The 26,026-nt window shown below is 71.1% G+C and carries 26 protein-coding genes; 7 read left to right on the top strand and 19 right to left on the bottom strand.

What is annotated here, in order from left to right:
• Positions 1–41: 41 nt before the first annotated feature.
• The 3 genes from SXIM_RS15855 to SXIM_RS15840 form a co-directional block, all read right to left on the bottom strand.
• A complete protein-coding gene (locus SXIM_RS15855; protein ID WP_030729466.1) occupies positions 42–383 on the bottom strand; it encodes a hypothetical protein in 342 nt (113 codons plus the stop codon).
• Positions 384–477: 94 nt separating this feature from the next.
• Positions 478–2,544, bottom strand: coding sequence for a HelD family protein (locus SXIM_RS15850; protein WP_030729469.1), 2,067 nt, complete (start codon positions 2,542–2,544; stop codon positions 478–480).
• Positions 2,545–2,952: 408 nt separating this feature from the next.
• Positions 2,953–4,608 carry a DNA repair helicase XPB gene (locus SXIM_RS15840; RefSeq protein ID WP_030729472.1) on the bottom strand — a complete coding sequence of 552 codons (1,656 nt, stop codon included), beginning with the start codon at positions 4,606–4,608 and terminating at the stop codon, positions 2,953–2,955.
• A gap of 232 nt (positions 4,609–4,840) precedes the next feature.
• Between SXIM_RS15840 and SXIM_RS15835 the strand changes: the two genes are divergently transcribed.
• Together SXIM_RS15835 and SXIM_RS15830 are read left to right on the top strand one after the other, a co-directional pair.
• The gene (locus tag SXIM_RS15835) at positions 4,841–6,220 is read left to right on the top strand and encodes an AAA family ATPase (protein WP_046724451.1); all 1,380 of its coding nucleotides are present in this window, start codon (positions 4,841–4,843) and stop codon (positions 6,218–6,220) included.
• The gene (locus tag SXIM_RS15830; RefSeq protein WP_078846938.1) at positions 6,165–6,848 is read left to right on the top strand and encodes an RloB family protein; all 684 of its coding nucleotides are present in this window, start codon (positions 6,165–6,167) and stop codon (positions 6,846–6,848) included. The genes SXIM_RS15835 and SXIM_RS15830 overlap by 56 nt, the downstream gene beginning before the upstream one ends.
• On the opposite strand, the gene SXIM_RS15825 is transcribed toward SXIM_RS15830, so the two are convergent.
• From SXIM_RS15825 to SXIM_RS15810, 4 genes are all read right to left on the bottom strand, one after another.
• Complete coding sequence (locus SXIM_RS15825) at positions 6,800–7,741, bottom strand: aminoglycoside phosphotransferase family protein (protein ID WP_046724450.1); 942 nt, start codon at positions 7,739–7,741, stop codon at positions 6,800–6,802. The genes SXIM_RS15830 and SXIM_RS15825 overlap by 49 nt on opposite strands.
• A gap of 26 nt (positions 7,742–7,767) precedes the next feature.
• The gene (locus SXIM_RS15820) at positions 7,768–8,604 is read right to left on the bottom strand and encodes a M23 family metallopeptidase (RefSeq protein WP_030729481.1); all 837 of its coding nucleotides are present in this window, start codon (positions 8,602–8,604) and stop codon (positions 7,768–7,770) included.
• A 143-nt stretch (positions 8,605–8,747) separates the two neighbouring features.
• A complete protein-coding gene (locus SXIM_RS15815) occupies positions 8,748–9,203 on the bottom strand; it encodes a nuclear transport factor 2 family protein (protein ID WP_030729482.1) in 456 nt (151 codons plus the stop codon).
• Positions 9,204–9,261: 58 nt separating this feature from the next.
• Entirely contained in the window at positions 9,262–11,970 is a 2,709-nt protein-coding gene (locus SXIM_RS15810; protein WP_046724449.1) for a helicase-associated domain-containing protein, read from the bottom strand.
• Between the two features lie 165 nt (positions 11,971–12,135).
• On the opposite strand from SXIM_RS15810, the gene SXIM_RS15805 reads away from it, so the two are divergent.
• Together SXIM_RS15805 and SXIM_RS15800 are read left to right on the top strand one after the other, a co-directional pair.
• Positions 12,136–12,978 (top strand): helix-turn-helix domain-containing protein, encoded by an 843-nt coding sequence (locus SXIM_RS15805; protein ID WP_030729487.1) that lies wholly within the window; start codon positions 12,136–12,138, stop codon positions 12,976–12,978.
• Positions 12,975–13,217 (top strand): DUF397 domain-containing protein, encoded by a 243-nt coding sequence (locus tag SXIM_RS15800; RefSeq protein WP_030729489.1) that lies wholly within the window; start codon positions 12,975–12,977, stop codon positions 13,215–13,217. The genes SXIM_RS15805 and SXIM_RS15800 overlap by 4 nt, the downstream gene beginning before the upstream one ends.
• Here the strand turns inward: SXIM_RS15800 and pstB (SXIM_RS15795) are convergent.
• From pstB (SXIM_RS15795) to pstB (SXIM_RS15770), 6 genes are all read right to left on the bottom strand, one after another.
• Positions 13,198–13,971, bottom strand: a complete 774-nt coding sequence (gene pstB, locus SXIM_RS15795; RefSeq protein WP_030729492.1) for a phosphate ABC transporter ATP-binding protein PstB — start codon at positions 13,969–13,971, stop codon at positions 13,198–13,200. The two genes, SXIM_RS15800 and pstB (SXIM_RS15795), sit on opposite strands and share 20 nt — an antisense overlap.
• Before the next feature lie 29 nt (positions 13,972–14,000).
• On the bottom strand, positions 14,001–14,936 hold the full coding sequence (gene pstA / locus SXIM_RS15790) for a phosphate ABC transporter permease PstA (protein ID WP_030729495.1): 936 nt from the start codon (positions 14,934–14,936) through the stop codon (positions 14,001–14,003).
• Positions 14,933–15,916: a phosphate ABC transporter permease subunit PstC gene (pstC, locus tag SXIM_RS15785; protein ID WP_030729499.1), complete on the bottom strand. Its 984-nt coding sequence runs from the start codon at positions 15,914–15,916 to the stop codon at positions 14,933–14,935. The genes pstA and pstC overlap by 4 nt, the downstream gene beginning before the upstream one ends.
• Positions 15,917–16,089: 173 nt before the next feature.
• On the bottom strand, positions 16,090–17,190 hold the full coding sequence (gene pstS, locus SXIM_RS15780) for a phosphate ABC transporter substrate-binding protein PstS (protein ID WP_030729501.1): 1,101 nt from the start codon (positions 17,188–17,190) through the stop codon (positions 16,090–16,092).
• Between the two features lie 168 nt (positions 17,191–17,358).
• Positions 17,359–18,036, bottom strand: coding sequence for a response regulator transcription factor (locus tag SXIM_RS15775; protein WP_030729504.1), 678 nt, complete (start codon positions 18,034–18,036; stop codon positions 17,359–17,361).
• Positions 18,037–18,094: 58 nt separating this feature from the next.
• On the bottom strand, positions 18,095–18,871 hold the full coding sequence (pstB, locus tag SXIM_RS15770; protein ID WP_107046973.1) for a phosphate ABC transporter ATP-binding protein PstB: 777 nt from the start codon (positions 18,869–18,871) through the stop codon (positions 18,095–18,097).
• A 170-nt stretch (positions 18,872–19,041) separates the two neighbouring features.
• On the opposite strand from pstB (SXIM_RS15770), the gene SXIM_RS15765 reads away from it, so the two are divergent.
• The gene (locus SXIM_RS15765; protein ID WP_046724447.1) at positions 19,042–20,085 is read left to right on the top strand and encodes a hypothetical protein; all 1,044 of its coding nucleotides are present in this window, start codon (positions 19,042–19,044) and stop codon (positions 20,083–20,085) included.
• A gap of 80 nt (positions 20,086–20,165) precedes the next feature.
• Here the strand turns inward: SXIM_RS15765 and SXIM_RS15760 are convergent, their stop codons facing one another.
• The 4 genes from SXIM_RS15760 to SXIM_RS15745 form a co-directional block, all read right to left on the bottom strand.
• Positions 20,166–20,420: a type II toxin-antitoxin system RelE family toxin gene (locus SXIM_RS15760; RefSeq protein ID WP_046724445.1), complete on the bottom strand. Its 255-nt coding sequence runs from the start codon at positions 20,418–20,420 to the stop codon at positions 20,166–20,168.
• Entirely contained in the window at positions 20,417–20,731 is a 315-nt protein-coding gene (locus SXIM_RS15755; protein WP_148236119.1) for a hypothetical protein, read from the bottom strand. Before SXIM_RS15755 ends, SXIM_RS15760 begins: the two co-directional genes overlap by 4 nt.
• A 105-nt stretch (positions 20,732–20,836) precedes the next feature.
• Entirely contained in the window at positions 20,837–21,106 is a 270-nt protein-coding gene (locus tag SXIM_RS15750; RefSeq protein WP_030729515.1) for a DUF4031 domain-containing protein, read from the bottom strand.
• On the bottom strand, positions 21,103–21,483 hold the full coding sequence (locus SXIM_RS15745; protein WP_030729516.1) for a hypothetical protein: 381 nt from the start codon (positions 21,481–21,483) through the stop codon (positions 21,103–21,105). The genes SXIM_RS15750 and SXIM_RS15745 overlap by 4 nt, the downstream gene beginning before the upstream one ends.
• 75 nt (positions 21,484–21,558) lie before the next feature.
• On the opposite strand from SXIM_RS15745, the gene SXIM_RS15740 reads away from it, so the two are divergent.
• Positions 21,559–22,509: a MurR/RpiR family transcriptional regulator gene (locus SXIM_RS15740; RefSeq protein WP_078635300.1), complete on the top strand. Its 951-nt coding sequence runs from the start codon at positions 21,559–21,561 to the stop codon at positions 22,507–22,509.
• A 50-nt stretch (positions 22,510–22,559) separates the two neighbouring features.
• Positions 22,560–23,498 (top strand): N-acetylmuramic acid 6-phosphate etherase, encoded by a 939-nt coding sequence (gene murQ / locus SXIM_RS15735; protein ID WP_030729519.1) that lies wholly within the window; start codon positions 22,560–22,562, stop codon positions 23,496–23,498.
• Between the two features lie 86 nt (positions 23,499–23,584).
• Here the strand turns inward: murQ and groL are convergent, their stop codons facing one another.
• The gene (gene groL / locus SXIM_RS15730) at positions 23,585–25,210 is read right to left on the bottom strand and encodes a chaperonin GroEL (protein ID WP_030729521.1); all 1,626 of its coding nucleotides are present in this window, start codon (positions 25,208–25,210) and stop codon (positions 23,585–23,587) included.
• A gap of 352 nt (positions 25,211–25,562) precedes the next feature.
• Entirely contained in the window at positions 25,563–25,766 is a 204-nt protein-coding gene (locus SXIM_RS15725) for a cold-shock protein (protein ID WP_004986573.1), read from the bottom strand.
• Positions 25,767–26,026: the final 260 nt, after the last annotated feature.

Raw genomic sequence — 26,026 nt, 5'->3', positions numbered from 1 at the left:
CGTACGGAGAACCCCCGTCCGCGCCGGCCCGGCGCCCTCCCTCAGCCGGCCCCCGGCCCGGGATGGCGGAGCCGCTTCCGGGCCCGCCACGCCGCACGGACCTCCCCGTACACCGCGCCGCCCACCAGCACATTCATCGCCTGGGCGGCCACGATGGCCGGCACCACGAACCCGTCCGGGCGGCCGTTCTCCCAGAACAGGTCCCCCACGCCCGTGATCAGGGCGAAGGAGGGCATGGCGGACACGAGGAGCGGCAACCCCGCGGCCGGCCCGCTGTCCCCGGCATCGCCCAGCACGGGCAGCCAGACCAGCACCATCACCACCGCCAGCCCGGCCGTCACCGGGTTGGCCACCCGCCCCGCCCGCTCCCGTGCCTCCGGCATCCCGTCTCCCCCGTCGTCTCCGCGCGTTCGGGTATCGGACGCGCGTACCGAGCAGTTGGTTCACCCCGCCCCGGGGTCACTCGGGCCCCAGGGGTCAGCCCGCGGCCAACTCCCCCGGCAGCGGCGTCGCGTGCACCACCGTCAGCCCCGACACCGCACGGGTGAGCGCCACGTACAGCCGCCGCAGCCCGGTCCGTTCGTCCGGCTCGCCGTCCACGACCGCCGCCGGCTCGTCCAGCACCACGTAGTCGTACTCCAGGCCCTTCGCCAGCGACGCGGGCACCAGCGTCAGCCGCGCCGACTCCGATGTCTCCTGCCCCGGCGTGAGATGGGCGAGCCCGGCCGCCGTCAGCGCGGCCGACAGCACCGGGACGCGCGCGTCCGCCGCGATCAGGCCCACCGAGCCCTCCCGCTCCAGCGCCTCCCGGCACGCCGCCACCGCCGCCCCGTCCAGCTCCTCCACCGGCACCTCGCGCAGGACCAGCGAGCCCTCCGAGTCCCGGATGGAGGTCGCCTCCGACAGCTCGGGCGCGATCGCCGGCAGCAGCCGCGACGCGTACGCGATCACCTTGCGCGGCACCCGGAACCCCTGCGTCAGCTCCTCCACCACCGCCTCCGGCTTGCCCAGATGGGCCAGCGCCTCCTCCCACCCCGAGGTCGCCCACGGCGTGGTGCCCTGCGCGATGTCGCCCAGTACCGTCACCGAACCCGTGCTGCACCGGCGCCCCACCGCCCGGTACTGCATCGGCGACAGGTCCTGCGCCTCGTCGAGCACCACATGCCCCAGCGACCCGGTCCGCTCGATCAGGTCACGCGCCTCGTCGATCAGGACCGCGTCGGCCGGTGACCAGCGCGCCGACTTCACCCCGCGCGCCGGGCGTTCCCACAGCAGATGCTTCTGCTCCTCCTCGTCCAGGATCCCCTCGGCCGCCCGGGCCAGGAACTCCGCGTCCGACAGCAGCCGCAGCACCAGCTTCACCGGGTCCACCAGCGGCCACACCTCTTTGACCACGGCCTTCACGGCGGGGTTACGGGCCACCGCGTTCTGCACCCGGTCGTCCGGCGCCTCCCCGGCCGCCTCCATCCGGACGAGCACGGCGTGCGCGATCCGCTGCGGCAGCGCGTCGCGGGCCGCCCCGTACCGGATGTCGCGGGCCAGCAGCTCCGTCACGATCGCGGCGATCTCGTCCACCGGCACCCGCCAGCGCCGCGAGCCGCGGACCACCACCACACCCTCGGCCGGGGTGGTGCGCACCCCGGAGCGCACGGCGCGGCGCAGCACCTCCGCCATCCGGGCGTCGCCCTTGAGGCGGGCCGTGCCGGAGGGGTCGGTGCCCCGGATCTCGATGCCGCCGCCGGCCACCAGGTCATCGACGGTCGCCTGCTTGACCTCCAGCTCGCCGAGCGCCGGCAGCACCTGCTCGATGTAGCGCAGGAAGGACCGGTTCGGTCCGATCACCAGGGTGCCGCTGCGGGCGAGCCGGTCGCGGTAGGCGTACAGCAGATACGCGACCCGGTGCAGGCCGACCGCCGTCTTCCCGGTGCCCGGCGCCCCCTGCACACACACCGAGCCGCTCAGCCCGGCCCGCACGATCTCGTCCTGCTCGGGCTGGATGGTGGCCACGATGTCCCGCATCGGGCCCACGCGCGGCTTCTCGATCTCGCGCTGGAGCAGCGCCGAGGAGCGCTCGGCCTCCGCCGGGTCGGTGAGGTGCTCGTCCTCGTACGCGGTCAGCTCGCCGCCGTCGTAGCCGAAGCGGCGGCGCAGCGCGACGTCCTGTGGGTCCTTCTTCGAGGCGCCGTAGTAGGGGCGGGAGGCAGGGGCACGCCAGTCGATGACCATGGGGTCGCCGTCCGCGTCGTGCACGTGCCGGCGGCCGATGTAGAAGCGGCGGCCGGTCTCGTCGTCCGCCTCGCCGAGGTCGTGCTCGTAGTCGACGCGGCCGAAGAACAGCGGGGTGTGGGCCAGGTCGGCCAGGGACTTGATGCGCTGGGCGAGCTCGGAGGCGAGCACCTCGGCGTTGACCCAGTTCGCGGTGACGTCGCTGATGTCCAGGCCCTCCGCCTCGGCGCGCATGGTGCGCAGCGCCGCGCGGGAGGCCGCGAGGTGGGCGCGCTCCGCGTCCAGGGGGGTGGAGGGGGACGGCTGGTCCGCGGGCATGGCGAAGCCTCCGGGGCGAAAGTGACGAGAAAGGGGGTGCCGGCCGGTACCGTGCGGCCGGCTCCACTCCCGACCGGGAGGGAGGCAGACGCAGCACCTTAGGCGCGGCCCGCTGCGAACGCAAACCCTTTCTCCCGGCCCAGTGGCACCCCTGAGCCACCCCTTAAGGGGACACAGTCGGACATTAGGTCGAAAGACCGATGACGTACCCCTGTGACCGGGAGCACGCTGGACCCATGAGTACCACGACGGTTCACGGAACCCACGGGGCCTCCGCCACCGGGCCCCTGCCCCACCCCAGGCACCGGCTGGGGAACGCGCTGCGCGCCACCCGGGTGTGGCTGGGCTCGGCGTTCGAGGTGGTGCTGCTGGGCCGCGTCGACACGGACGCGGGCGTTGTCGGACCGCTCAGGCACCATCCGGCTCAGGGGATTCCCGCAGCTCGCCGGCGTCCATGATCCGGTAGGCGTAGCCCTGCTCGGCGAGGAAGCGCTGCCGGTGGGCGGCGAAGTCCTGGTCGATGGTGTCCCGGGCGACCACCGAGTAGAAGCGGGCCTCGTGCCCGTCCGCCTTGGGGCGCAGCACCCGGCCCAGCCGCTGGGCCTCCTCCTGGCGCGACCCGAAGGTCCCGGACACCTGGATGGCGACCGTGGCCTCCGGCAGGTCGATGGAGAAGTTCGCGACCTTGGAGACCACCAGCACGTTCAGCTCGCCCTCCCGGAACGCCTGGAAGAGCTTCTCGCGCTGCGCGTTGCTGGTCTCCCCCTTGATCACCGGGGCGCCGAGCGACTCGCCCAGCTCGTCCAGCTGATCGATGTACTGGCCGATGACGAGAGTCTGCTGCCCCGCGTGCTTGCGCACCAGGGCCTCGGTGACGCGGCGCTTGGAGTCGGTCGTGGCGCAGAAACGGTACTTCTCCTCGGCCTCCGCCATCGCGTACGCCAGCCGCTCCGACTCGGTCAGATCGACCCGTACCTCCACGCAGTCCGCCGGCGCGATGTACCCCTGCGCCTCGATCTCCTTCCACGGCGCGTCGAAGCGCTTCGGGCCGATCAGCGAGAACACGTCCGACTCGCGCCCGTCCTCGCGCACCAGCGTCGCCGTCAGCCCCAGCCGCCGCCGCGCCTGGAGGTCGGCGGTGAACTTGAAGACCGGCGCCGGCAGCAGATGCACCTCGTCATAGACGACCAGGCCCCAGTCCCGGGAGTCGAACAGCTCCAGATGCGGGTACACGCCCTTCCGCTTCACCGTCAGCACCTGGTAGGTGGCGATGGTGACCGGCCGGATCTCCTTGCGGGTGCCGCTGTACTCGCCGATCTCCTCCTCGGTCAGGCTGGTACGGCGCATCAGCTCGGCCTTCCACTGCCGCGCCGAGACGGTGTTCGTCACCAGGATCAGCGTGGTGGACTTGGCGGTCGCCATCGCGCCCGCCCCCACCAGCGTCTTCCCGGCGCCACAGGGCAGCACGACCACCCCGGAACCGCCGTGCCAGAACCCGTCCACCGCCTGCCGCTGGTACGGGCGCAGACTCCAGCCGTCCTCCGCCAGCTCGATGGGGTGCGCCTCACCGTCCACGTACCCGGCCAGGTCCTCGGCCGGCCAGCCCAGCTTGAGCAGCGCCTGCTTGATCTGGCCGCGCTCGGAGGGGTGCACGGCCACCTGATCGGCGTCGATCCGCTCCCCGACCAGCGGCTTGATGCGCTTGGAACGGAGGATCTCCTCCAGCACCGGCCGGTCGGTGCTCTGCAGGACCAGACCGTGCGCCGGGTGCTTGACGAGGCTGAGCCGCCCGTAGCGCGCCATGGTCTCGGCCACGTCGACCAGCAGCGACTGCGGCACCGGGTAGCGCGAGTGGGTGACGAGGGCGTCGACGACCTGCTCGGCGTCGTGCCCGGCGGCTCGCGCGTTCCACAGCCCCAGCGGGGTCACCCGGTAGGTGTGGATGTGCTCCGGGGCCCGCTCCAGCTCGGCGAAGGGCGCGATGGCCCGCCGGCACTCCTCGGCCCGCTCGTGATCCACTTCGAGCAGGAGCGTCTTGTCGCTTTGCACGATCAAGCAGGACACACATACCTCCGGAGATCAAGGACGCCGACCGGGGCCCCTCTCCCCCGGCGCCGGTACGGACTCGGCCACCACCGCAAAAAAATCAGCCGCTGGGAGCCACCCTCACTATCGTGCCCCATCGTCGTTCACTCACGGGTGATAACACTGGTCGATGTCGATGAGAGGGCGGTATGGTCAGAGTTCGACAGTAGAGCCCCTAAAACAACATCGATGCTGGTCAAGGAAGGCTTCCGTGCTTCTGCGGTTTCAAGTGACCAACCATGCGTCGCTCCGCTACGAACAGCAACTCTCACTCATCGCAAGCGACGAGCACCCCGACCGGGCCGAACGTGGGGTACCCGACACCCGGCACCGTGTACTGCCGGTGGCTGCGATCTACGGCCCCAACGCCTCCGGCAAGTCCAATGTTCTCAACGCCCTGGTCTGGATGCGTTACGCGGTGCTCTCCTCGTTCCGTCGCTGGGATCCGGACGGAGGAGTCCCACGGCGACCATTCACGCTGTGCACCGATCCGGGCGCCTTCCCCAGCACCTACGAGATGGACTGCGTGGTGGAGGGAACCCGCTACGAGTTCGGGTTCACCGTCGATGACAGACAGGTCCTGAGGGAATGGCTCTACTACTTCCATGACGGGCACCGTCGCAAGCTCTACGTACGCTCCGAGGAGAACCCCGTGCCCAGCTTCGGGCGCTGGCTCACCGGACGGCGCAAGGTGATCTCAGAGCTCCTGCGCCCGAACAGTCTCTACCTCTCCGTGGCCGCGGCCCAGGGACACGACCGGCTCGGTGCCCTCTATCGCTGGTTTCGCAACGGACTCAGGGTGGCCTCCGACTCCGACTTCGTCAGTCGGCTCAACTACACCGTGGATCTCTACCGGCGACAGGAAGGTTCCTCTGCCTCCTCCGTGCGGGCCCCCTTGCTCGAACTGTTGAGGTTCGCCGACCTGGGTGTGCGGGATCTGCGCATCCAGGAGCAGGAAGAGGGGGTGAAAGAGGAGCAGCAGCGCATCGTGACAGCGCTGAGGGAAGCGGTCGGTGGGCACGTTCGCGTCGACAGCCTTCCCAGGCACCAGGTCCAGGTGGAGCACAGAACAGCCGAGGGCATCTTCAGCCTGGAGATCGACGAGGAATCAAGCGGCACCCGAACGTGGATCGGACTGCTCGGACCGGTTCTGACCTCACTGCAACAGGGGAGCGTCCTTTGCGTGGACGAGCTCGACGCGCGCCTCCATCCCTATCTCGCCGACGCGCTGGTCGGGCTGTTCCAGTCCGCCGAGACCAATCCCTACGGGGCCCAGCTCGTCTTCAGTACCCACGAGGCGTCCCTGTTGGGCCATAATGCCCGCACCGAACTGAAGCGGGATCAGATCTGGTTCACCGAAAAGGACACGGAGGACAGCACCACCCGCCTGTTCCCGTTGACCGACTTCCGAGTGAGAGATGTTCACGACAATCTGGAGAAGAGATACCTCTCCGGCCGGTATGGCGCTCTGCCGTTCCTCGATGAGGATGTACTGCGTCATCTGACGGAAGAAGTATCGGCAGCAGGAGGGGCACGTGGGGCGGGGAAAACCACTGAATCGTCCGGGGGAAACTCGTCCGGAGTACCGTAGGTTTCTCATCTACTGCGAGGGGGCGCGCACCGAGGAGCAGTATTTCGTTGGACTCCGCAGAACGGAACTCAGCAAGCTTCCGGTGACCGTCAAGGTTGGTTCTGCACACGGCGAGGCCATCAAATTGGTACGAGAAGCGGTCAAGCACAAGGAACGCGCTCCCACCAGCCGAGCAGACCGGTTCACCGCTTATGACGAGGTCTGGTGCGTGATGGATGTCGAGGCTCCCGCGCCACAGCCGGGTCTGACTCAGGCTCTGGAGACCGCTCGCCGGAACAACATCGAAGTCGCGCTCACCAATCCATGTTTTGAGTTATGGCTGTTGCTTCATTTTCAAGATGTCACTGGCTACCGCACCTCGACAGCAGCCCAGAAACTGCTGGAACGCCACACGGAATGCGGCTACACGCCAGAGCGCAAACATCTTGAATACTCTTCTCTGAAAGACCGCTTTGCCAAGGCTGAGAGCAGGGCACAGGGACTGCGTGGCCACCATGGATCCACACACCGGAACAACCCGTGGACGGATGTCGATCTTCTGATCAGCAAGTTGCTGATGGAGCGACCCGATACACGAGCTCAGGGCCGCGCCGATTCGCGTTCCGGGCGGCGCCGCAGCGCCTCGTAAATCAGGATGTGATGCGGGGGCGCGGCCCTCGTTCCGGCGTCCGCCGTCCACAGGCCGTTCTGCAGGATGCGGGCCAGGGTCCAGGCCACCGCGCGATCGCGGTCCAGGGCGGCGGTGGCTGTCATCAGGTCGAAACGGCGGCGGACGGCGCGGGCCGGGTCGGGCGCGGCCTCGATCTCCGCGAAACGGTTGAACAGGGCGGGGAGGAGTTCGAAGCCCGGGTCGCCGATCAGCGGCTTGGGGTCGATCGCCAGCCAGGGCTCGCGCTCACCCGCCAGCACGTTCGCGTAGTGCAGGTCCCAGTGCAGCAGCGCCCCGCCCGGCTCCGGCAGCACCTCGCGCAGGGCGGCGGCGCAGTCGGTGTACAGCGCGCGGTGGCCGGGGTCGGGAAACGCCGCGATCGCCGCCGGGGCGCGCTCCAGCATCCGGGCACCGATGTCGGCCAGGGTGCGCAGGCCGGGCGGCGGCGGTGCGGTGACCAGGCGGGCCAGCAGCAGGGACAGCGTCTCCAGGGCGGCGGGGAGGTCCGGCACGTCGGCCAGGGAGCGCGGGGCGAGCCGCTCCAGCAGCAGGGAGCCGCTCGCCGCGTCGTGCGCCAGCAGCCGGACGGCCCCGTTCCCCTGCCAGGCGGCAAGGGCGAGGGACTCGCCCACCGTCTCCTCGTCCACCATCTGGAGCTTCAACGCCGCCGGTATGCCGTCGGCGGCGCGGACCACCGGCAGCACCAGCGCGCACACGCCGTGCGCCGGCGGCCCGTCCGGACACAGGTCCCAGCGCTCCAGCAGGCCGGCGGCCAGGCGGGGCAGGGCGGCGATCCACTCCCGGCCCCGCTCGCCGTGGAACCGCCGGTAGGAGTCCGCCAGGGGCCGCGGTACGTCGATCGGCGTGCGCATGCCGTCACCCTAGGGCCGCCCCGCCCTCAGCAGTCGGGGATCACGTTGCCGCTGTTGTCCCGGGCCTCGTCGTTGCCCCAGCGGGAGAGGTAGTAGGCCGGTACGTACGCGCCGCGCCCGTTGCCGCCCGGGTGGGTCCGGTCGAGGTCGGTGCGCAGCCACCAGTGGTTGTGGCCGTACACGCCGGCGTAGCGGGCACCCCACACCTTGCAGTACACGTAGTGGGTGCCCTGGAGCAGCACGCCCTGGGGGGAGGCGGTGTTCGGCGCGGCGTAGCCCTGGGTCTGCGCGAACGTGTCGACCCAGTAGCGGCCCCCGCCCCCGCCGCCGCAGCCGTTGTCGCTGGTCAGGTACCGCTGGTGGTACGACCCGGGGTAGGGCAGGGCCGTCCCGTTGATGCGGATGTCCTGGCCGACGCCGTTCAGCAGCTGCTCGTAGTGGATGTGGGCGCCGGAGGAGTTGCCGGTGGAGCCGGTGGTGCCGATCTGCTGGCCCTGGGCGACGGCGGCGCCGTTGGGCACGGAGTACGCGGCGAGGTGGAAGTAGTACGTGCGCCAGCCCCCGCCGTGGTCGATGACGATGTAGTTGCCGGCGCCGCCGGCCTGGCTGTGCCGGGTGGCGGTGCCGGCGGCGGAGGCGAGGACCGGCGCGCCCGCGGTGGCCCCGCCGTCGGTGCGCACGAAGTCCAGGGCGCGCCGTACCTCGGCGGAGTGGTGGCTGTACGTCCAGGTCTGGCCGCAGCCGAAGGGTGCCTTGAAGGTGGGCGCGGCGGCCGTGGCGGGGTCGGCGCCGGCCGTGCCGGGCAGCAGCATCGAGACGATGAGTGCAGCGAGTGCGAGCAGGGCGATGCGGAGGGAACGCACGGGTGGTCCTCCCGAGGTCGGTCCGTGGGTGCGGGGGTTCGGACCGGATGTCCCCGGTGGCCGCGCGCCGTACGCGCCGCCCGCTGGCAGCAAGCGGACAGGCGCCCGAGGGTTACGGGCGGCAGGGCTGGTGGGGGCGGCCGTCAGGGCAGGACGGGGGGCTCGCCCGTGGTCCACACCGCCTCGATGGACATCCGCCGGAACCGCCAGCCCTCCGGCTCGGTGTGGACCAGCTCGGCCCGGCACCGGCCGCCGACGGTGAAGACGCCGCGCGCCGGGTCGTGGTGGATGTGTGTCATGAGGGTGTTCCAGGCGGCGGTGGCCCGTCCCGTCGCCGGGTCGGTGTCGGTGAGGACGTCGGTGCTCAGGTGGTGGGTGCGGGCGAACCGCCGCAGCGCCTGTTCGGTCTGCCGGGTCACCGCCCGGTGCCCGCGCGTGCGGCCGACCGGGAAGAGGGCCTCTACGTCGTCGGTGTGGAAGGGCCGGGCCCACTCACCCGCCTCGTCGAAGTCGCGCTCGTCCAGGGCCCGGAGGTAGCGGCTGATGAGGGTGGCGATGGCGGTGGTGTCGTCGGCCGTCCGGCCGCTCTGCGTGGTCATGGCACCAGCCTCGTACCTCAAGGTCACTTGAAGTCAACCCGTCGCACGGCCGTGCCGGCTACCCCTCAGGCAGTTCCGCCGTCCCGGTGATGCGGTGCAGCGGATAGGTGCGGACCTCCTCGGCCGTGTGGTCGAACGCCGTCACGAAACCGCCCTCCACCCGAACCGGGGCGAGGATCCGCTGCCCCGCGATGCCGTCCGCGCCGACGTAGCCGATCCGTACCAGCGCGCCGGTGAGCGCCGCCGCCTGCAGGACGGCCAGGGTGTCGGCGGGAGAGGTACGCGGCAGCGCGCCGAACGGGGCCGGTACCGCCGTCCGCCCGCCGGCCGGGGCGCCGGACGCCGTCGCCTTCGGGCTCCCGCCGCTGTCGTCGCCCGCCCGGATGGCGCGGACGGCCGCCGCCAACAGCCGGTCGTCGGCGGCCGGCGGGCCGTCCGGCACGGGTTCGGGCGCGGTGCGCGGCGGGGTGCGGTGGCTGGTCGCCGCCGCCGTCAGCACGGCGCCCTCCGCGGACTCGGCGGCGGGCGCGAAGCCCAGTTCGCGCAGGCGGGCCAGCAGGATCTCGGGCGGCGTGCCGGAGATCAGCACGGTGGGGGCGATGCGGCGCAGCCGCAGCGTCTCGGTGCGGCGGTCGGCGAGCACCTGGGTGAGCAGCGCCTCGTCCTCGCATCGCAGATACCCGGCCGCCACCCCGACGCGCAGCCGGCCGTGCCGCCGGGCCACGTCGTCGATGAGGTAGCTGAGGGGCTGCGGCACGGGGGTGCGGGAGTGCGCGGCGAGGAAGTCGTGGAGCGCGGCGGGCGACCAGCCGGAGTCCAGGGCGCGGCGTACGGAGTCGGGGGTGAACCGGTAGACGGTGGCCCCGCCCTTGGACTCGATGTCGGCGGCCAGCGCCATGGTCGCGGCGGGCTCGCGCAGCAGCGGGCCCGGGGCGACGGCGGTCAGGTCGGCCTGGAGGAGGAAGTGGTCGAGCGGTTCGGGCAGCAGCGGGCCGAGCCGCCGGGCCGCCTCCAGGACGGTGGGCTCGGCGGCCCTGCCGAGCCAGCCGCCGGTGGACGGGGCGGGCGGGGCGAACGCCTCCGCCGGGCCGGGCACCGGGACGCCGGCGCTGTCCACCCCGGCACCGGGGCCGGCCGCGGAGGCGGGGCCCGGGGGCCCGCCGGGGGCGGGGAAGGTGTCGGTGCCCGGCGCTCCGCCGGTGGCGGCACCGGCGTCCGCTCTTTGCCCGCCCACCGCGTCATCGGTGTCAGCGGCGTCCGGGGTGGTGTCCGCGTCCGCCTCCGGCGCGCTCGCGGTTCCGTCCGGCGTTCCGGCCGGCCCGAGCAGGGCGCGGCCGAAGGAGGTCAGGGCGCCCCTGCCGGTGACGCCCAGCAGTTCGGCCTCCGCCAGCGCCGCCTCGCACAGCGCGTCGCGGGCCTCGGCCGGCATCCGGCGCGGCAGCTCCCAGCCGATGTGGTCGCGGATCGCCGACGGTTCGGGGGCGGTGCCCGGTTCCACCGCGGCCAGCAGTTCGACCACCCGGCGGCGCAGCTCCGCCGCCGGGCCGCGGTCCAGTCCGGGGCCGAGCGCGGACAGCGGACGGCCCTTGCCGTCCCGGCCGCCGACCAGGCCGGGGACGCGGGTGCCGGCCAGCCAGACCGCCGCCAGCCGCGCCCAGCGCAGCTGCCCCGGCTCGCTCGACCACACGTCGTACGAGGGGGTCGGCGCGTACCGCTCGTCCGCCTCGCCGTCGCCGGCCACCAGACCGGCTCCGTAGGCCAGTTCGGCCCAGAACGCGGCCTGCGGCTCGGGGATGTCCAGCGCCACCGCCGTGCGCTTCAGGTCCCGTACGCCGACCCCGCCGGTGCGCAGCACGGCGGGCGGGTCGGCGGCCCAGCCGCCCAGCAGTTCGTCGATCAGCGCCACCGCGCCCTGTGCCGCGCCCGCGCCCGCCGCGTCCACCGTGTCCGGCGTGTACTGTCCACGCGCCGTCACCCGGGGCGGCTGGGGACGCAGTTCGCGGTGGGCCCGTCCGCCGCGCAGCCGCAGCGCCACCTCGCGCGGCAGGACGACGGTGCCCGGCTGGTGCGGCAGCAGCAGCCCGCGATCCAGCAGCCAGCGCAGCTGCGGCCCGGGCCGGGCCGAGACCTCGCCGTACGGCGGGCCCCACGCCAGCCGGTCCAGCGCCGTCAGCGCCCCGTCCGGGGCCTCTTCCAGCAGCCGGGCGAACCGCTCCTCGTCCCCGAACAGCTCGGTGAGCGCGTTGACCGCGCTCACCGCGTCGCCGGTGCCCGGCAGCCCCGCCCCGGTCAGCAGTTCCTGCACCCGGCGCGGCGAGATCCCCGCGCACGCCTCGGCCACGGTCGGGCCCAGCCCGGTGGTGCCCGGCCGGGCGGCGGTCGGGGCCAGCACCTCCTGCGCGGTGCGCACCAGCCGTGGCTCCCGCTCCGCGCCCCACAGCAGGGCGCGCCCGCGCAGCGCCGCCAGCGCGCGCGGCAGCTCCCGCTCCCCGCCCGGCAGCAGCCCGGCGAGCGTGTCGTACGGGCAGGGCTGCGGGGCGATCGCGAGGGCCTCGGCGACCTGGAGGGTGAAGACGTCCAGCCGGTCCAGGGCGCGGATCACCGAGGCCCGGGTGCCCGCCCTCGTGGCCAGCTGCGAGATGTCCCCGGGCAGCGGGGAGAGCAGATCGGCGCGGGCCCGCAACAGCCCGCTCAGCTGCTCGTCGCTGCGCGCCCGCAGTTCCTCGGCCAGGGTGCGCGGACCGCGCGAACGCTGCTCAGTGGTCATCCAGCCCACGGTACCGGTCCCGCCCCTCCACGGACAGGAAACAACCACCAATCACCCCATAGCCCACCGGGATACCTGTACCCCTGTGCATGCAAGTGGACTCGGGGAGTAATGGGACGGCAAACTCAGGCCAGCGCCAGCGATCAACAGGACCGGAGAACCACCATGCCGCCGAGGGAGCGTCCTACCGCCCGGCAAGCCCGCCTGGGAGCAGAACTGCGCAAGCTGCGCGAACGCGCCGGCCGCACCGCGCGCGAGACCGCCGCCATGCTCGGGACCGACCAGGGCAAGATCAGCCACATCGAGTCGGGCCGGATCGGCGTCAGCGAGCAGCGCATCCGCAGACTCGCCGACTACTACGGCTGCGCCGACACGCCGCTGCTCGACGCCCTGTCGGCGATCGCCGGCGAGCACCGCGGGCAGCACTGGTGGGACGAGTACCGCGGCGTGCTGCCGCCCCGCTTCCTCGACCTCGCGGAGCTGGAGTTCCACAGCACCCGGATGCGCATCCTGCACACCGTCAACGTCCCCGGGCTGCTCCAGACCGAGGAGTACATCCGCGCCGTCAACGGCAGCAACCCGGCCGACGACGTGGAGCCGTACGTCGAGTACCGGCTGCGCCGCCAGTCCGTCCTGGACGGCTCCGCCCCGCCCTCGTTCGACGTCGTGCTGCACGAGGCGGCGCTGCGCATGCGGTTCGGCGGCCGGCAGGTGGTGCGCGCCCAGCTGGAGCATCTGATGAAGTCGTCCGAACTCCCGCACATCACCCTGCGGGTGATCCCGTTCACCAATGAACGCTTCTACGAGGCCACCCAGCCGCTGCTGTACGCGCACGGGGTGGTCCCGCAGCTGGACACGGTCCAGATGGACACCCCGATCGGCGGCATCCTGCTCACCGCGGACGACCAGCTGGAGGGGTACCGGGAGTTCTTCGACGGCGTCCACGACTTCACCCTCAGCCCGGGCGAGTCGCGTTCGCTGATCCATCACATCGCGCGGGAGCTATGACCACACGCTGGCAGAAGTCCTCGTTCTCGTCGGGGAACGGCGGTGAGAACTGCGTCGAACTCGCCCGCCTCCCCGGTGGGCGGGTCCTGCTGCGCGAGAGCACCCGGCCCGGGACCGTCCTGGACGGTTCCCGGGCCCGTGGTGCGGCGTTACTCGCCGCCGTGAAGCAGGAACGATTCGCCCCGCTGCCGCGACCGCGTCCCCGGCGGTCGCCCCCGCTCAGCCGAACCGGCCACTGATGTAGTCCTCGGTCCGGGTGCTGCCCGGATTGTTGAAGATCTTCTCCGTGGTGTCGTACTCCACCAGCGCGCCCGTGCGCATCCCCTGCTCGTCGTCGATGTCGACGCTGAAGAACGCCGTCATCTCCGACACCCGCGCCGCCTGCTGCATGTTGTGCGTGACGATCACGATGCTGTACGAGCTCTCCAGCTCCCGGATCAGGTCCTCGATCTTGAGCGTGGCGATCGGGTCCAGCGCCGAGCACGGCTCGTCCATCAGCAGCACGTCCGGCTGCACGGCGATCGCCCGCGCGATGCACAGCCGCTGCTGCTGGCCGCCCGACAGCGCCGTCCCCGGGTCGCCGAGCTTGTCCTTCACCTCGTCCCACAGCGCCACCGAACGCAGCGACTCCTCGACCAGCTGGTCCAGATCGCCCTTGAAGCCGTTCAGCCGCGGCCCGAACGCCACGTTCTCGTAGATGGACTTGGGGAACGGGTTCGGCCGCTGGAACACCATGCCGATCCGGCGCCGCACCTCCGCCGCGTCCACCTCGGGCCCGTAGATGTCCTCGCCGTTGTAGATGACCTTCCCGCTGACGGTGGCGTCCATCAGGTCGTTCATCCGGTTCAGGCAGCGCAGCACCGTGGACTTGCCGCAGCCCGAGGGGCCGATCAGCGCGGTGACCTTGTTGCGCGGTATCTCCAGGCTGATGTCCCCCACGGCCGTGAAGGCCCCGTAGGAGACCCCCAGCCCCTGTATGTCGAACACCGACATGACTGCTCCCTTCCCCCTTCTGTCTCGCGTCACTTGAGCTTGTTGGCCTTCGAACCCAGCCAGCGGGCCAGCACCACCAGCAGCAGGACCAGCAGGAACAGCGACAGCGCGCCGCCCCACGCCCGCTCGATGCCGGCCTCGAACTGCTGCCGCGCGCCCCGGTAGATCTGCAGCGGCACCGCGCCCTGCGCGCCCTCGAAGTAGCTGCTCACCAGGTACTGGGAGCCGAGGATGGTCATGATCAGCGGCGCGGTCTCACCGGCGCCGCGGGCCACCGCCAGCATCGAGCCGGTGGCAAGACCCGGCGCGGCGGCCGGCAGCACGGTGGTGAGGACCGTACGGGACTTGCTGGCGCCCAGCGCGTACGAGGCGTTGCGCCACTCGTCCGGGACGAGCTTGAGCATCTCCTCCGAGGAACGCGCCACGATCGGCAGCATGATGATCGCGATGGCGACCGAACCGGCGAAGGCGTTGAAGCCCTGGCCGAGCCCGCCGGTGGAGGAGACCAGGAAGCCGTAGACGAACAGACCGACGAAGATCGAGGGGATACCGGTCATCACGTCGGTGAAGAACCGGATCAGGTCGGACAGCCGCCGCCCGGCGCGCGTCTCGCGGCCGTACTCGACGACGTAGATCGCGGTGGCCAGACCCAGCGGGACGGACATGAGGATCGCGCCGCCCATGACGTACGCGGTGCCCACGAAGCCGGCCCGGTAGCCGCCCTCCTGGCGGTAGCTGGGCTCGTCGGTGGTGAAGAAGTCCCAGTGGATGGCGCCGATGCCGCGCCGGGTCACCTCGATGATGATGAGGATCAGCGGGACGACGGCGATCGCCATGGCGGCCGTGAGGACCCCGGTGGCGAAACGGTTCTTCACGCCCCGGGCGTTCGCGTTGCCCTGCTTCACCAGCAGGCTGCGGTGGCCGGTGGACGTGGTCTTCGCGGTGGTGGTGTCGGTGGTGCTCATACGGCGGCGTCCCCCGAGACTCGGCCGATCCGCCACACCAGCAGTCGGGCCCCGATGTTGATGATCATGGTGAACAGGAACAGCACCACGCCGATCGCCATGAGCGCCTTGGTGGTCTCCGGCGTCGCCTCCCCGAACCGGGCGGCGATGTGCGCGGCCATCGAGTCACCGGCGGACAGCAGCGAGCCGTCCCAGTTCTTGGTGGAGCCGATCAGCATCATCACGGCCACCGTCTCGCCGACCGCGCGGCCCAGGCCGAGCATGCTGGCGGCCACGATCCCGGAGAAGCTGGAGGGCAGCACCACCTTGCGCATCACCTCGAAGCGGGTGGCCCCGAGCGCGTAGGCGGCGTGCTGCTGGTCGACCGGGTTCACGGCGATGACCTCGCGGACGATCGCGGTGATGATCGGCAGGATCATGATGGCCAGCACGATGCCGGCGGCCAGGTAGCTGGAGCCGAACACCGGGCCCTCGAAGGGCTTCCAGCCGGCGATGTTCAGCCAGCCGAGCACGGACTCCAGCCACTCCAGGAACGGGCGCAGCACGTTCGGCAGCAGCCAGAAGAAGCCCCACATCCCGAAGATGATGCTGGGCACGGCCGCCAGCATCTCCACGGAGTACGACAGCGGGTTGCGCAGCCGCCTGGGCGCCAGCTGGTTGATGTAGAAGGCGACGCACAGGGCCAGCGGCAGGGCGATCACGATGGCGATCAGCGCGGTGACCATGGTGCCGTAGATGAACGGCCAGGCCCCGTACGTACCGGTGAAGTCGCTGTCGGTGCGGCTGGATCCGGCCAGCCACTGGTCACCGGTCAGAAAGTCGAAGAAGCCGGTGTACTGGAAGATGGGCCAGGCGTCATTGGTCGTTCTGATGACCATCCCGGCGAGGATGACGAAGACGCTGGCGCCGGCGAGGGTCACGAACCAGCGGAACGCCGGGTCGGCTATCCGCTTTCGTTGACGGGACAGTGTGGCCGACATCGTTGCTGCTGCTCCTGTCTGCTGCCACGGGGCACAAGGGGGACGTGGACGGGTACCGGGCGGACGGATACCGGGTGGGGGTACGCGCGCGGGTACGGGGAAGGCCCGGGGCGGATGGCTACCGCCCCGGGCGGCGGGGGGACTGGGGGACGGACGACCCGAGGTCAGCGGGCTCAGCCCTGGCTGTTGATCAGGTCGATCTGCGCCTGCACCCGCTCCTTGAGGTCGGCACCCAGCGGGGCGTAGCCCAGCTCCAGGGCGAGCGCGTCCGCGTCCTCGGTCAGCGTCCAGGACCAGAAGTCCTTGATGATGTCGGCCGTGGCGTCTTCGTAGCCGCAGGTGTAGGCCAGGATGAAGTTGGTACCCGCGATCGGGTAACCCTCGCCGCCCACACCGTTGATGGTGAACTGGAAGGTGTCCGGGATCTCGGCCTCCTCGGAGGCGGCCGTGGTGGCCTCCAGGGTCGGCGCGATGGCCTCACCGTCGGCGTTGACCACCTTGGCGGTGGGCAGGCCCAGCTCCAGCGCGTAGGACTGGTTCACGTAGCCGACGCCGCCGGGGTTCTGCGAGATCTGCTGCGAGACACCCTCGTTGCCCTCGCCGCCGATGGTGTCACCGGACCACTCGATCTCCTTGCCCTCGCCGTAGGTGTCCGCCCAGGCGGGGACCTCGGTGGTGAGGTAGTGGGAGAAGACGAAGGTGGTACCGGAGGAGTCGGAGCGGTGGACCGGCAGGATGTCCTGGTCCGGGAGGTCGAAGTCCGGGTTCAGGTCGGCGATCGCCGGGTCGTTGAAGTTGGTGATCTCGCGGTCGTAGATCGAGGCGATCACCTCCGGGCTGAGCACCAGACCGTCGAGGGCCGGGTCGTTGAAGGCGATGGCCACCGAGCCGAAGACCACCGGGAACTGCACGGCCGGGCAGCCGCGGGCGGCCTCGGCGTCGGCGAGCGCCTCGTCGCTCAGGTACTCCTCGGAGGAGCCGAAGTCGATGGACTGCCCGATGAACTGCTCGACACCGGTACCCGAGCCGACGCTCTGGTAGTTGACGGTGACACCGGACTTGTCGCCCTGGTAGGCGGCTATCCAGTCCTGGAAGACGGTGGCGGGGAACGACGCGCCGGCGCCGGTCACCGTGCCGGACAGGGACGAGCCGCCCTCGGTCCCCTTGCCGTCGCCACCCTTGTCACCGTTGTCGCCGTCGCCGCCGCCGCAGGCGGTCAGGGCCAGGGCGGACACCGCGACGATCGCCGCGGACTTGGCGCGCCAGTTGCGCATGCCATTGCTCCTTTGACTTTGAATGTCTCGAGGAGAACGTAGGAGCGTGCGGCGAAGGCGTGCGGTCCGGAAGGTGAACAGAAAGATAGGTTCGGCGGAACCGGCAGTTTCACAAACAGAGCCGAAATCGTTAAGAAAGGCGTCACCTGGGCGAGCGGTACCCGCCCGTTACGCGAACTGCCCCGGCGGCACCAGGCGGTAGCCGACGCCGCGCACCGTCTGGATGATCTCCGGGTGGTGCGGATCGTCGCCGAGCCGCTCCCGCAGCCGCCGAATGTGAACGGTGATCGTATTCGACCTGCTGGCTCCGTCGCCCCACAGTTCGGCGCGGATACGGTCCCGGGTGATGACCTTCTCGGCGTGCAGCATCAGCAGATGCAGCAGCTGGAACTCGCGCAGCGGCAGCCGCGCGGTGACCACCCCGTGCACCCGCACCTCGTACGTCCCCGGGTCCAGCGTGAGCGGCCCGCACACCAGCGGCTGGTCCCAGCCGCCGCGGTGACCGCGGTCGGACAGGCTCAGCAACTGGGCCACCTCGCGCGGCCGGTAGGGGCGCGCCACGCAGGCGCTGGCCCCCGCCGCCAGGGCGGGTCCGACCTGGTCGGTGTCCTCGGGGCTGACCCCGAGCACCACCGGGATGGACAGCCGGCGGCGCACCATCCTGGTGACGGTGGCGCCGTCGATCAGCGGCAGCCCGGCCGAGACGAGCAGCACGTCGGGGCGGCGCAGGCCGGCCTCCAGCAGTGCCGCCGCGCCGTCGGCGCAGTGCACGACGGAGACCTGATACTTCGCCAGCTGGGCGGTGAGACCCTGTCTGATCCGCTCGTCGGAATCCGCGAGCAGCACCAGCGGATTGACACCGAGCGAAATACCCGGGGCGGAATCATCCTCATCCGGCGGGAGATTATCCGAACCGGCCGGAGATGTAATCCTCGGTACGCTGGTCAGCGGGCCGGTTGAAGATTTTCTCGGTCGCGTCGTACTCAACCAGGCGCCCATGGCGTACCCCCTCGCTGTCGGTGTCGGCAGTGAAGAAAGCGGTGCGGTCGGAGACCCGGGCTGCCTGCTGCATGTTGTGCGTGACGATCACCAGCGTGAATTCGTCCGCGAGTTTCTGCATCAGGTCCTCGATCTTCGCCGTGGCGATGGGATCGAGCGCCGAGCAGGGCTCGTCCATCAGCACCACATCGGGCTGGACCGCGACCGCCCGGGCTATGCACAGGCGCTGCTGCTGGCCCCCGGAGAGCGCGTGCCCGCTGCTGGACAGCTTGTCCTTGACCTCGTCCCACAGGGCGGCGCTGGTGAGCGCGGCCTCGACCCGGTCGTCCATCTCCTTGCGCGTGACCCGGGCGGGGCCGAAGCGCAGGCCGTAGGCGACGTTGTCGTAGATCGACTTGGGGAAGGGGTTCGGCTTCTGGAACACCATTCCGATCCGCCGCCTGACCTCGATGGAGTCGACGTCGTCGGCGTAGAGATCGCTGCCGCGGTAGGCGACCTTGCCGGAGACGGCGGCGCCGGGCACCAGGTCGTTCATCCGGTTCAGGCAGCGCAGCACGGTGGACTTGCCGCAGCCCGAGGGGCCGATGAGCGCGGTGATCTCCCGTTCGTGGATGTCCATGGAGACATCGCGGACGGCGCGGTGCGCACCGTAGGAGACGTTCACCCCGCCCAACTCGAACACAACGGGGGCGCCCTCGGTGGGGCGGCGCCCGCCGTGGGGGGATAGGGGTGTCGCAAGACCTGTCGCCATGGTTCACATGTAACGAGGCGTGGGTAGCCGATTGCGGGGTGTCCGGTGAACCCTTGATGAACAGCGGCGAAGGCATAGGTGCTGCCGCTACCATCGGGCGCGTGGGGATCGAAGGCGAACAGCTGGTACTCGACTATCTGAGCAAGGTGGGCGACCTGGCCCACACCACCAGCATGTCGGCGGCCGAACGCGCGGCGCTGGTGGGGCGGTTGCGGACCGAGATCGGACAACAGCGGTCCCGGGTGGACGGCGAGGAGAGCCGCTCGGACATCAAGAAGATCCTGCGCGGCATGGGACGCCCCGAGGACGTCGTCGCGAACGCGTCGGGCGGCGGGACGGTGACCGCCCCTGCACCGGCGCAGGCCGCGGCACCGGCTCCGGCGCCCTCGGCACCGGCGGCGCCCGAGGAGCCGGCCCGGACGCAGCGGGCCCCGCTCTTCTCCTTCCGCAAGCCCAGGCCCGCCGCCCCGGCCGCCGATCCGGAACCGGCGCCCCAGGCCCCCGAGCCGGCGGCCGCCGTGCCGGAGGAGGACCTGCCCGACCTGACGGAGCAGCCCAAACCCCCGGAGCTGTACTGGCCGGACGGCCAGATCGGCGGGTTCGTCGGCGGCATCGAGGTGCCCGAGATGCTGCGGCCCCCGGTGGAGGAGCGCAAGGATCTGAAGCCCGCCGCTCCGGCCCCCCTCGCTCCGGCGGTGGAGGCCGCGCCGCCCGCGGCGGAGGCGGCCCCGGCCGCCGAGCCCGCCGCCCCGCCCCCGCCCACGGGCTGGCGCCGGGCGAACGCGGCGATCCGTGGCACCAACCGCCACATGGGCGGCCCGATCGAGCTGATCGGCGCCCTGCTGCTGGTGGCCGGCGCGGTCCTGACCGAGATCGCCCCGCTCGCGATCGGCTGGCTGCTGGCGTACTGGTCGCCCAGGCTCTCCCGGCGCGAGGCCCAGTGGGCGACGTTCGGCGGCCCAGGACTGGTCTTCGGCGGGTACCTGGCCTGGCTGTTCGGCCGCGTCAACGCGTACTGGGGCGAGCCCCTGGTCGACACCACGGCCGGCGACCAGCTCTCGGAGACCTGGCCGCTGCTCCTGCGCCTGTCGGCGGTGGCCTCGGCGGCCATCCTCGTCTGGCGCGCCCGCCGGCCCCGCCCGTAGGGGTGGGGCCCGGGGACGGGTGTCGGGCGGAGCACACAGGTCTCCACCACCGACCGGCGGGCCGGGCCGGGCCGGGACCGCTACGGCCGGTTCGCGTGACCCACGTGCTCGACCAGGAGGACGGCGGGCTTGTGCTGCTTGACCACGTAGATGACCCGGTAGAAGCAGATCCGGATGCGGAACCGGTCGGATCCCATGGCGAACGCCCCGTCCGGGCGGGGATTTCCGGGCAGCAGGTTGACGCTGTCGAGGACCTGCTGCACCCCTGCGGGGTCCGTTTTGAACCGGTCGGAGAGGTAGCGGCGCGCGGCGGGCTCAAAATCGAGCCGGCTCACGCCGCCCCCAGCTCCGCGATCAGCTGCTTCATCGACACCGCATTGTCCACTCCGCGCACCCGGTCCAGCTCACTCTGGAGCAGGGACCGCTCCTCCCGGATGTCCTCGATCTTCTCGGGGTCGACCAGAACCGCGAGAATCCGGCCGTCCCGGGTAAGGGCCACACCGTCATCCCCGAAAGCACCGTCGGCCACTCGCTGCAGCAGTTCGGGCAACTGATCGCGCGCGTCCTCGACATCGATCGCCGCCCAGGGCCCCAGCTGTGTCACTCCCGCGATCGGGGGCACGCCTTCACCTCGCCGCACACTCATGCCCGGAAGCCTACCCATCCGGGGGTGATCACCCGAATCAACCGATCCGCCGCTTTCACCTTTCACGCGCCCGCCCGCTCGGCGTACGTTCGTCCGGCCACGGAGTCAGGCGGACGGGCGTCTCTTCCGTCGCCGCAGGCCGGCGGTGCGCAGGTGGTGGACCAGGGTTTTGCTGCCGACCTCCACCGCGCCGAGGCGCACGGCCTCGGCGTAGCTGTCGGACGGGATGTCGTAGTGGTCGCCGTCGAACGCCCTGGGCGGCGCGCCCAGGCGGGCGGCGAAGGCGTGGAGTTCGTCGTACGAGACGTCGCTGATCAGGTGCGACCACATCCGGCCGTGGCCGGGCCAGTTGGGCGGATCGATGTAGACCGTCACGCGGAGTCCGCTTCCCCCGCCGTGTCCAGGCCGCCGAGCGGGGCGACCGTACGGCCGGTCGCGCCGCACACCCAGTGCGGGTCCTCGGACAGTTCCGGCTCCAGGTCAAGGGCGTGGTGATCCTCGCAGAACGGGCACACCGGCCAGCGTCCCGCCGCCCCGTGCGCGTCCAGCAGGGCGTCCTGGACGTCCTGGGCGAGCAGCCCGGGGAGGTACGGGGCGCCCTCGGGCCACTGTTCGCACCACCACCGGCGGTGCTCCATCGCCTTCTCCAAGGCGGACACCTCGGCGGGCCCGGCGGCGTCGCAGGCCGCCAGGTCGGCCAGGACCAGCGCGCGGCCCCGGTGAATGGCCCCTTCCGGCGTCTCGTGGTTCATACGCACTATTGGAGCACCCCGAAGGCTTGACGCGACAACTCCTACGAAAATATGTTTCATCCTGTGAGGAATGCGATGAAGGAAAATTTCGTCCGCCGTCCCGGTCGGCCGCGTCCCGTCGCCGTCGCCCCACCACGCCCCGCTCCCCCGGAGCCGGCCGCGCTGGCCGCCAAGGTCCGCACCATGACCCCCTCCATGACGCGCTCCATGCAGCGTGTCGCCGAAACCGTCGCCTCCGACCCGGCCGGCTGCGCCGCCCTCACCGTCACCGGCCTCGCCGAACGCACGGGCACCTCCGAGGCCACCGTGGTCCGTACCGCCCGGATGCTCGGCTACCCCGGCTACCGCGACCTGCGCCTGGCCCTGGCCGGCCTGGCCGCCCAGCAGGCGTCCGGCGCCGCGCCCGCCGTCACCGCCGACATCTCGGTGGACGACCCGCTCAGCGACGTGGTCGCCAAGCTCACCCAGGACGAGCGGCAGACCCTCACCGACACGGCCGGCGCCCTGGACCTCGCCCAGCTCGAAGCCGTCGTCACCGCGCTGGCCGCCGCCCGCCGCGTGGATGTGTACGGCATCGGCGCCTCCTCCCTCGTCGCCCAGGACCTGGCACAGAAACTCCTGCGCATCGGCCTGGTCGCCCACGCCCACGCCGACCCGCATCTGGCGGTCACGGGGGCCGTCCAGCTGCGCGCCGGCGATGTCGCGGTCGCCATCACCCACTCGGGACGCACCGTGGACGTCATCGAACCGCTCCAGGCGGCCTTCGACCACGGTGCCACCACGGTCGCCATCACCGGCCGCCCGGACGGTGAGGTCACCCAGTACGCGGACCATGTGCTGACCACCTCCACCGGGCGGGAGAGCGAACTGCGCCCGGCGGCGATGTCCAGCCGCACCAGCCAACTGCTGGTGGTCGACTGCCTGTTCGTCGGCGTGGCGCAGCGTACGTACGAGACCGCCGCGCCCGCGCTGCACGCGAGCTACGAGGCGCTGGCGCACCGCCACTCGCCGGCCCGCGACCGCTGACCCCGCAACCGGGACACCGCCGTCCCCCGTACCAAGAGAGCCGCACCTCCATGTCCCTCAGTCCTTTTGGTGAGCTGCGCACCGAGCTCGACGGCCTGACCACCGAGGCCCACCGCCCGGATCTCGCGGAGATCGACCGGCGCTCCACGCTCGACATCGCCCGCACCATGAACCGCGAGGACGCCGGGGTGCCCGGCGCCGTCGCCGCCGAACTGCCGAAGATCTCCGCCGCCATCGACGCCGCAGCCGAACGGCTGGCGCGCGGCGGGCGGCTGATGTACCTGGGCGCCGGAACCGCCGGCCGGCTCGGGGTGCTGGACGCCAGTGAGTGTCCGCCGACGTTCAACACCGATCCCTCGCAGGTGGTCGGGATGATCGCCGGCGGCCCGAGCGCGATGGTGACGGCGGTGGAGGGCGCCGAGGACAGCAAGGCGCTGGCCGCCGAGGATCTGCGGCGGCGCGGTGTCACGGCCGACGACGTGGTGGTCGGCATCTCGGCGTCCGGCCGCACCCCGTACGCGGTGGGCGCCGTGGAGTACGCGCGGGCCCAGGGGGCGCTGACCATCGGCCTGTCGTGCAACGCCCGGTCGCCGCTGGCGGCGGCCGCCGAGCACGGCATCGAGGTCGTGGTGGGCCCCGAGCTGATCTCGGGATCGACCCGGCTGAAGGCGGGCACGGCACAGAAGCTGGTGCTGAACATGATCTCGACCATCAGCATGATCCGGCTCGGCAAGACCTACGGCAATCTGATGGTGGACGTCCGCGCCTCCAACGAGAAGCTGCGGGCCCGCTCGCGCCGCATCGTGCACCTGGCCACCGGGGCGCCGGACCCGGTGATCGAGTCGGCGCTGCGGGCGACCGGCGGCGAGGTGAAGAACGCCATCCTCACCATCCTCGGCAAGGTGGACGCGCCCACGGCCGGGCGGCTGCTGACGGAGTCCCACGGCCACCTGCGGGCGGCCCTGACGGCGGCGTCGGCCGGGAGCTGACGCCCGAGGGCGGCACCCGGGACCTGGTGGTCCCCGGTGCCGCCCTCGTCGCTACGGCAGGCTGGGCCGGTCGGCCCGGGCAGGACTCAGAAGTCCATGCCGCCCATGCCACCGGTCGGGTCGCCGGCCGGAGCCGCCGACTTCTCCGGCTTGTCCGCGATGACGGCCTCGGTGGTGAGGAACAGCGCCGCGATGGAGGCGGCATTCTGCAGCGCGGAGCGGGTGACCTTGGTGGGGTCGGGGATCCCGGCGGCCAGCAGGTCGACGTACTCGCCGGTCGCGGCGTTGAGGCCGTGACCCTGCGGCAGGTTGCGGACCTTCTCGACCACGACGCCGCCCTCAAGGCCGGCGTTGACCGCGATCTGCTTCAGCGGGGCCTCCAGGGCGAGCTTGACGGCGGCGGCACCGGTCGCCTCGTCACCCTCCAGGTCCAGCTTGTCCAGCGCGGAGGCGGCCTGGAGCAGGGCCACGCCACCGCCGGCGACGATGCCCTCCTCGACGGCGGCCTTCGCGTTGCGCACCGCGTCCTCGATGCGGTGCTTGCGCTCCTTCAGCTCCACCTCGGTGGCGGCACCGGCCTTGATGACGGCCACGCCACCGGCCAGCTTCGCGAGGCGCTCCTGGAGCTTCTCGCGGTCGTAGTCCGAGTCGGAGTTCTCGATCTCGGCACGGATCTGGTTGACGCGGCCCTGGACCTGGTCGCTGTCACCGGCACCGTCGACGATGGTGGTCTCGTCCTTGGTGATGACGACCTTGCGCGCACGGCCCAGCAGGTCGAGGCCCGCGGTCTCCAGCTTGAGGCCGACCTCCTCGGAGATGACCTGGCCACCGGTGAGGATGGCGATGTCGGTCAGCATGGCCTTGCGGCGGTCACCGAAGCCGGGCGCCTTGACCGCGACGGACTTGAAGGTGCCACGGATCTTGTTGACGACCAGCGTGGACAGGGCCTCGCCCTCGACGTCCTCGGCGATGATCAGCAGCGGCTTGCCGGCCTGCATGACCTTCTCCAGCAGCGGAAGGAGGTCCTTCACGTTGCTGACCTTGGAGTTGACGATGAGGATGTAGGGGTCCTCGAGCTCGGCCTCCATCCGCTCCATGTCGGTGGCGAAGTAGGCGGAGATGTAGCCCTTGTCGAAGCGCATGCCCTCGGTGAGCTCGAGCTCGAGCCCGAAGGTCTGCGACTCCTCGACGGTGATGACGCCTTCCTTGCCGACCTTGTCCATGGCCTCGGCGATCAGCTCACCGATCTGGGTGTCGCCGGCGGAGATGGAGGCGGTGGAGGCGATCTGCTCCTTGGTCTCGACCTCCTTGGCCTGGCCGAGCAGCGCCTCGGAGACCTTCTCGACGGCGGCCTCGATGCCCCGCTTCAGGGCCATCGGGTTGGCGCCGGCGGCGACGTTGCGCAGCCCTTCGCGGACCAGGGCCTGAGCCAGCACGGTGGCGGTGGTCGTACCGTCACCCGCGACGTCGTCGGTCTTCTTGGCGACCTCCTTGACCAGCTCGGCGCCGATCTTCTCGTAGGAGTCCTCCAGCTCGATCTCCTTGGCGATCGAGACACCGTCGTTGGTGATGGTGGGGGCGCCCCACTTCTTCTCCAGAACGACGTTGCGGCCCTTGGGACCGAGCGTGACCTTGACGGCGTCGGCGAGCTGGTTCATCCCGCGCTCAAGGCCGCGCCGCGCCTCCTCGTTGAACGCGATGATCTTGGCCATGTGAAGGGGTCCTCCCATATACAGGGGTGGATGCTCCAGGACCGCGCCGGCGCCCGCGACGGACGGCCGTACACCCTGCGGTTCCTTGCCCCGCCTGGCTCACGACCTCACCGAACCGGTCTCTGCTGTCACTCTCACCCTCAGAGTGCTAACGCCATGATTAGCACTCTCACCCCGAGAGTGCAAGCGGTTCGCCCGCAGGGCGTCGTCGGGGAGTGACGGGCAGACACCGGCGCCCTCACGTTGTCGCAGGTGAGATGGGGGCGCACGCGCCGGGGCCCGCATCCCCGCGCTGGTGTGCGCTGGATGCGGGCCCCGGTTCGCCGGCTGCGGTGGTAGTACGGTCGGCGGTTCAGGCGGTCACCCGGACCATGTCGGCCTGAGGACCCTTCTGTCCCTGCGAGATCTCGAACTCGACCCGCTGCCCCTCTTCCAGGGTGCGGTATCCGTCCATCTGAATCGCGCTGTAGTGGACGAACACGTCCGCACCACCGTCTACCGCGATGAAGCCGTATCCCTTCTCCGCGTTGAACCACTTGACGGTGCCCTGAGCCATTCCAAACTCCCCATGTTGCTGGCCCTTTCACGGAACCGCACTTCGCGGGCCCGGGTCAGACCGGAACGCGTCGACCGCCGCTGAATGTATCTGGACGGACGCCCTGTGCAACAGGCCATTGAGCGGAGAATTATTGGAGCGCCCAAACGGGCAAATTGCGCAAAACAGAGGAAAGATGAATGTTTCTCGCCCGCCTTATTGCGCAGATCCGGCAATTGGTGCAGTGAATTGCCGCGCGTTTCCGTCGAGAAGTGTCGCGA

The sequence above is a fragment of the Streptomyces xiamenensis genome (assembly GCF_000993785.3).
GTDB classification, from domain to species: Bacteria; Actinomycetota; Actinomycetes; order Streptomycetales; family Streptomycetaceae; genus Streptomyces; species Streptomyces xiamenensis.
The sequence above is the reverse complement of the archived record's forward strand: the minus strand, read 5'-3'. Positions and strand labels throughout refer to the sequence as shown.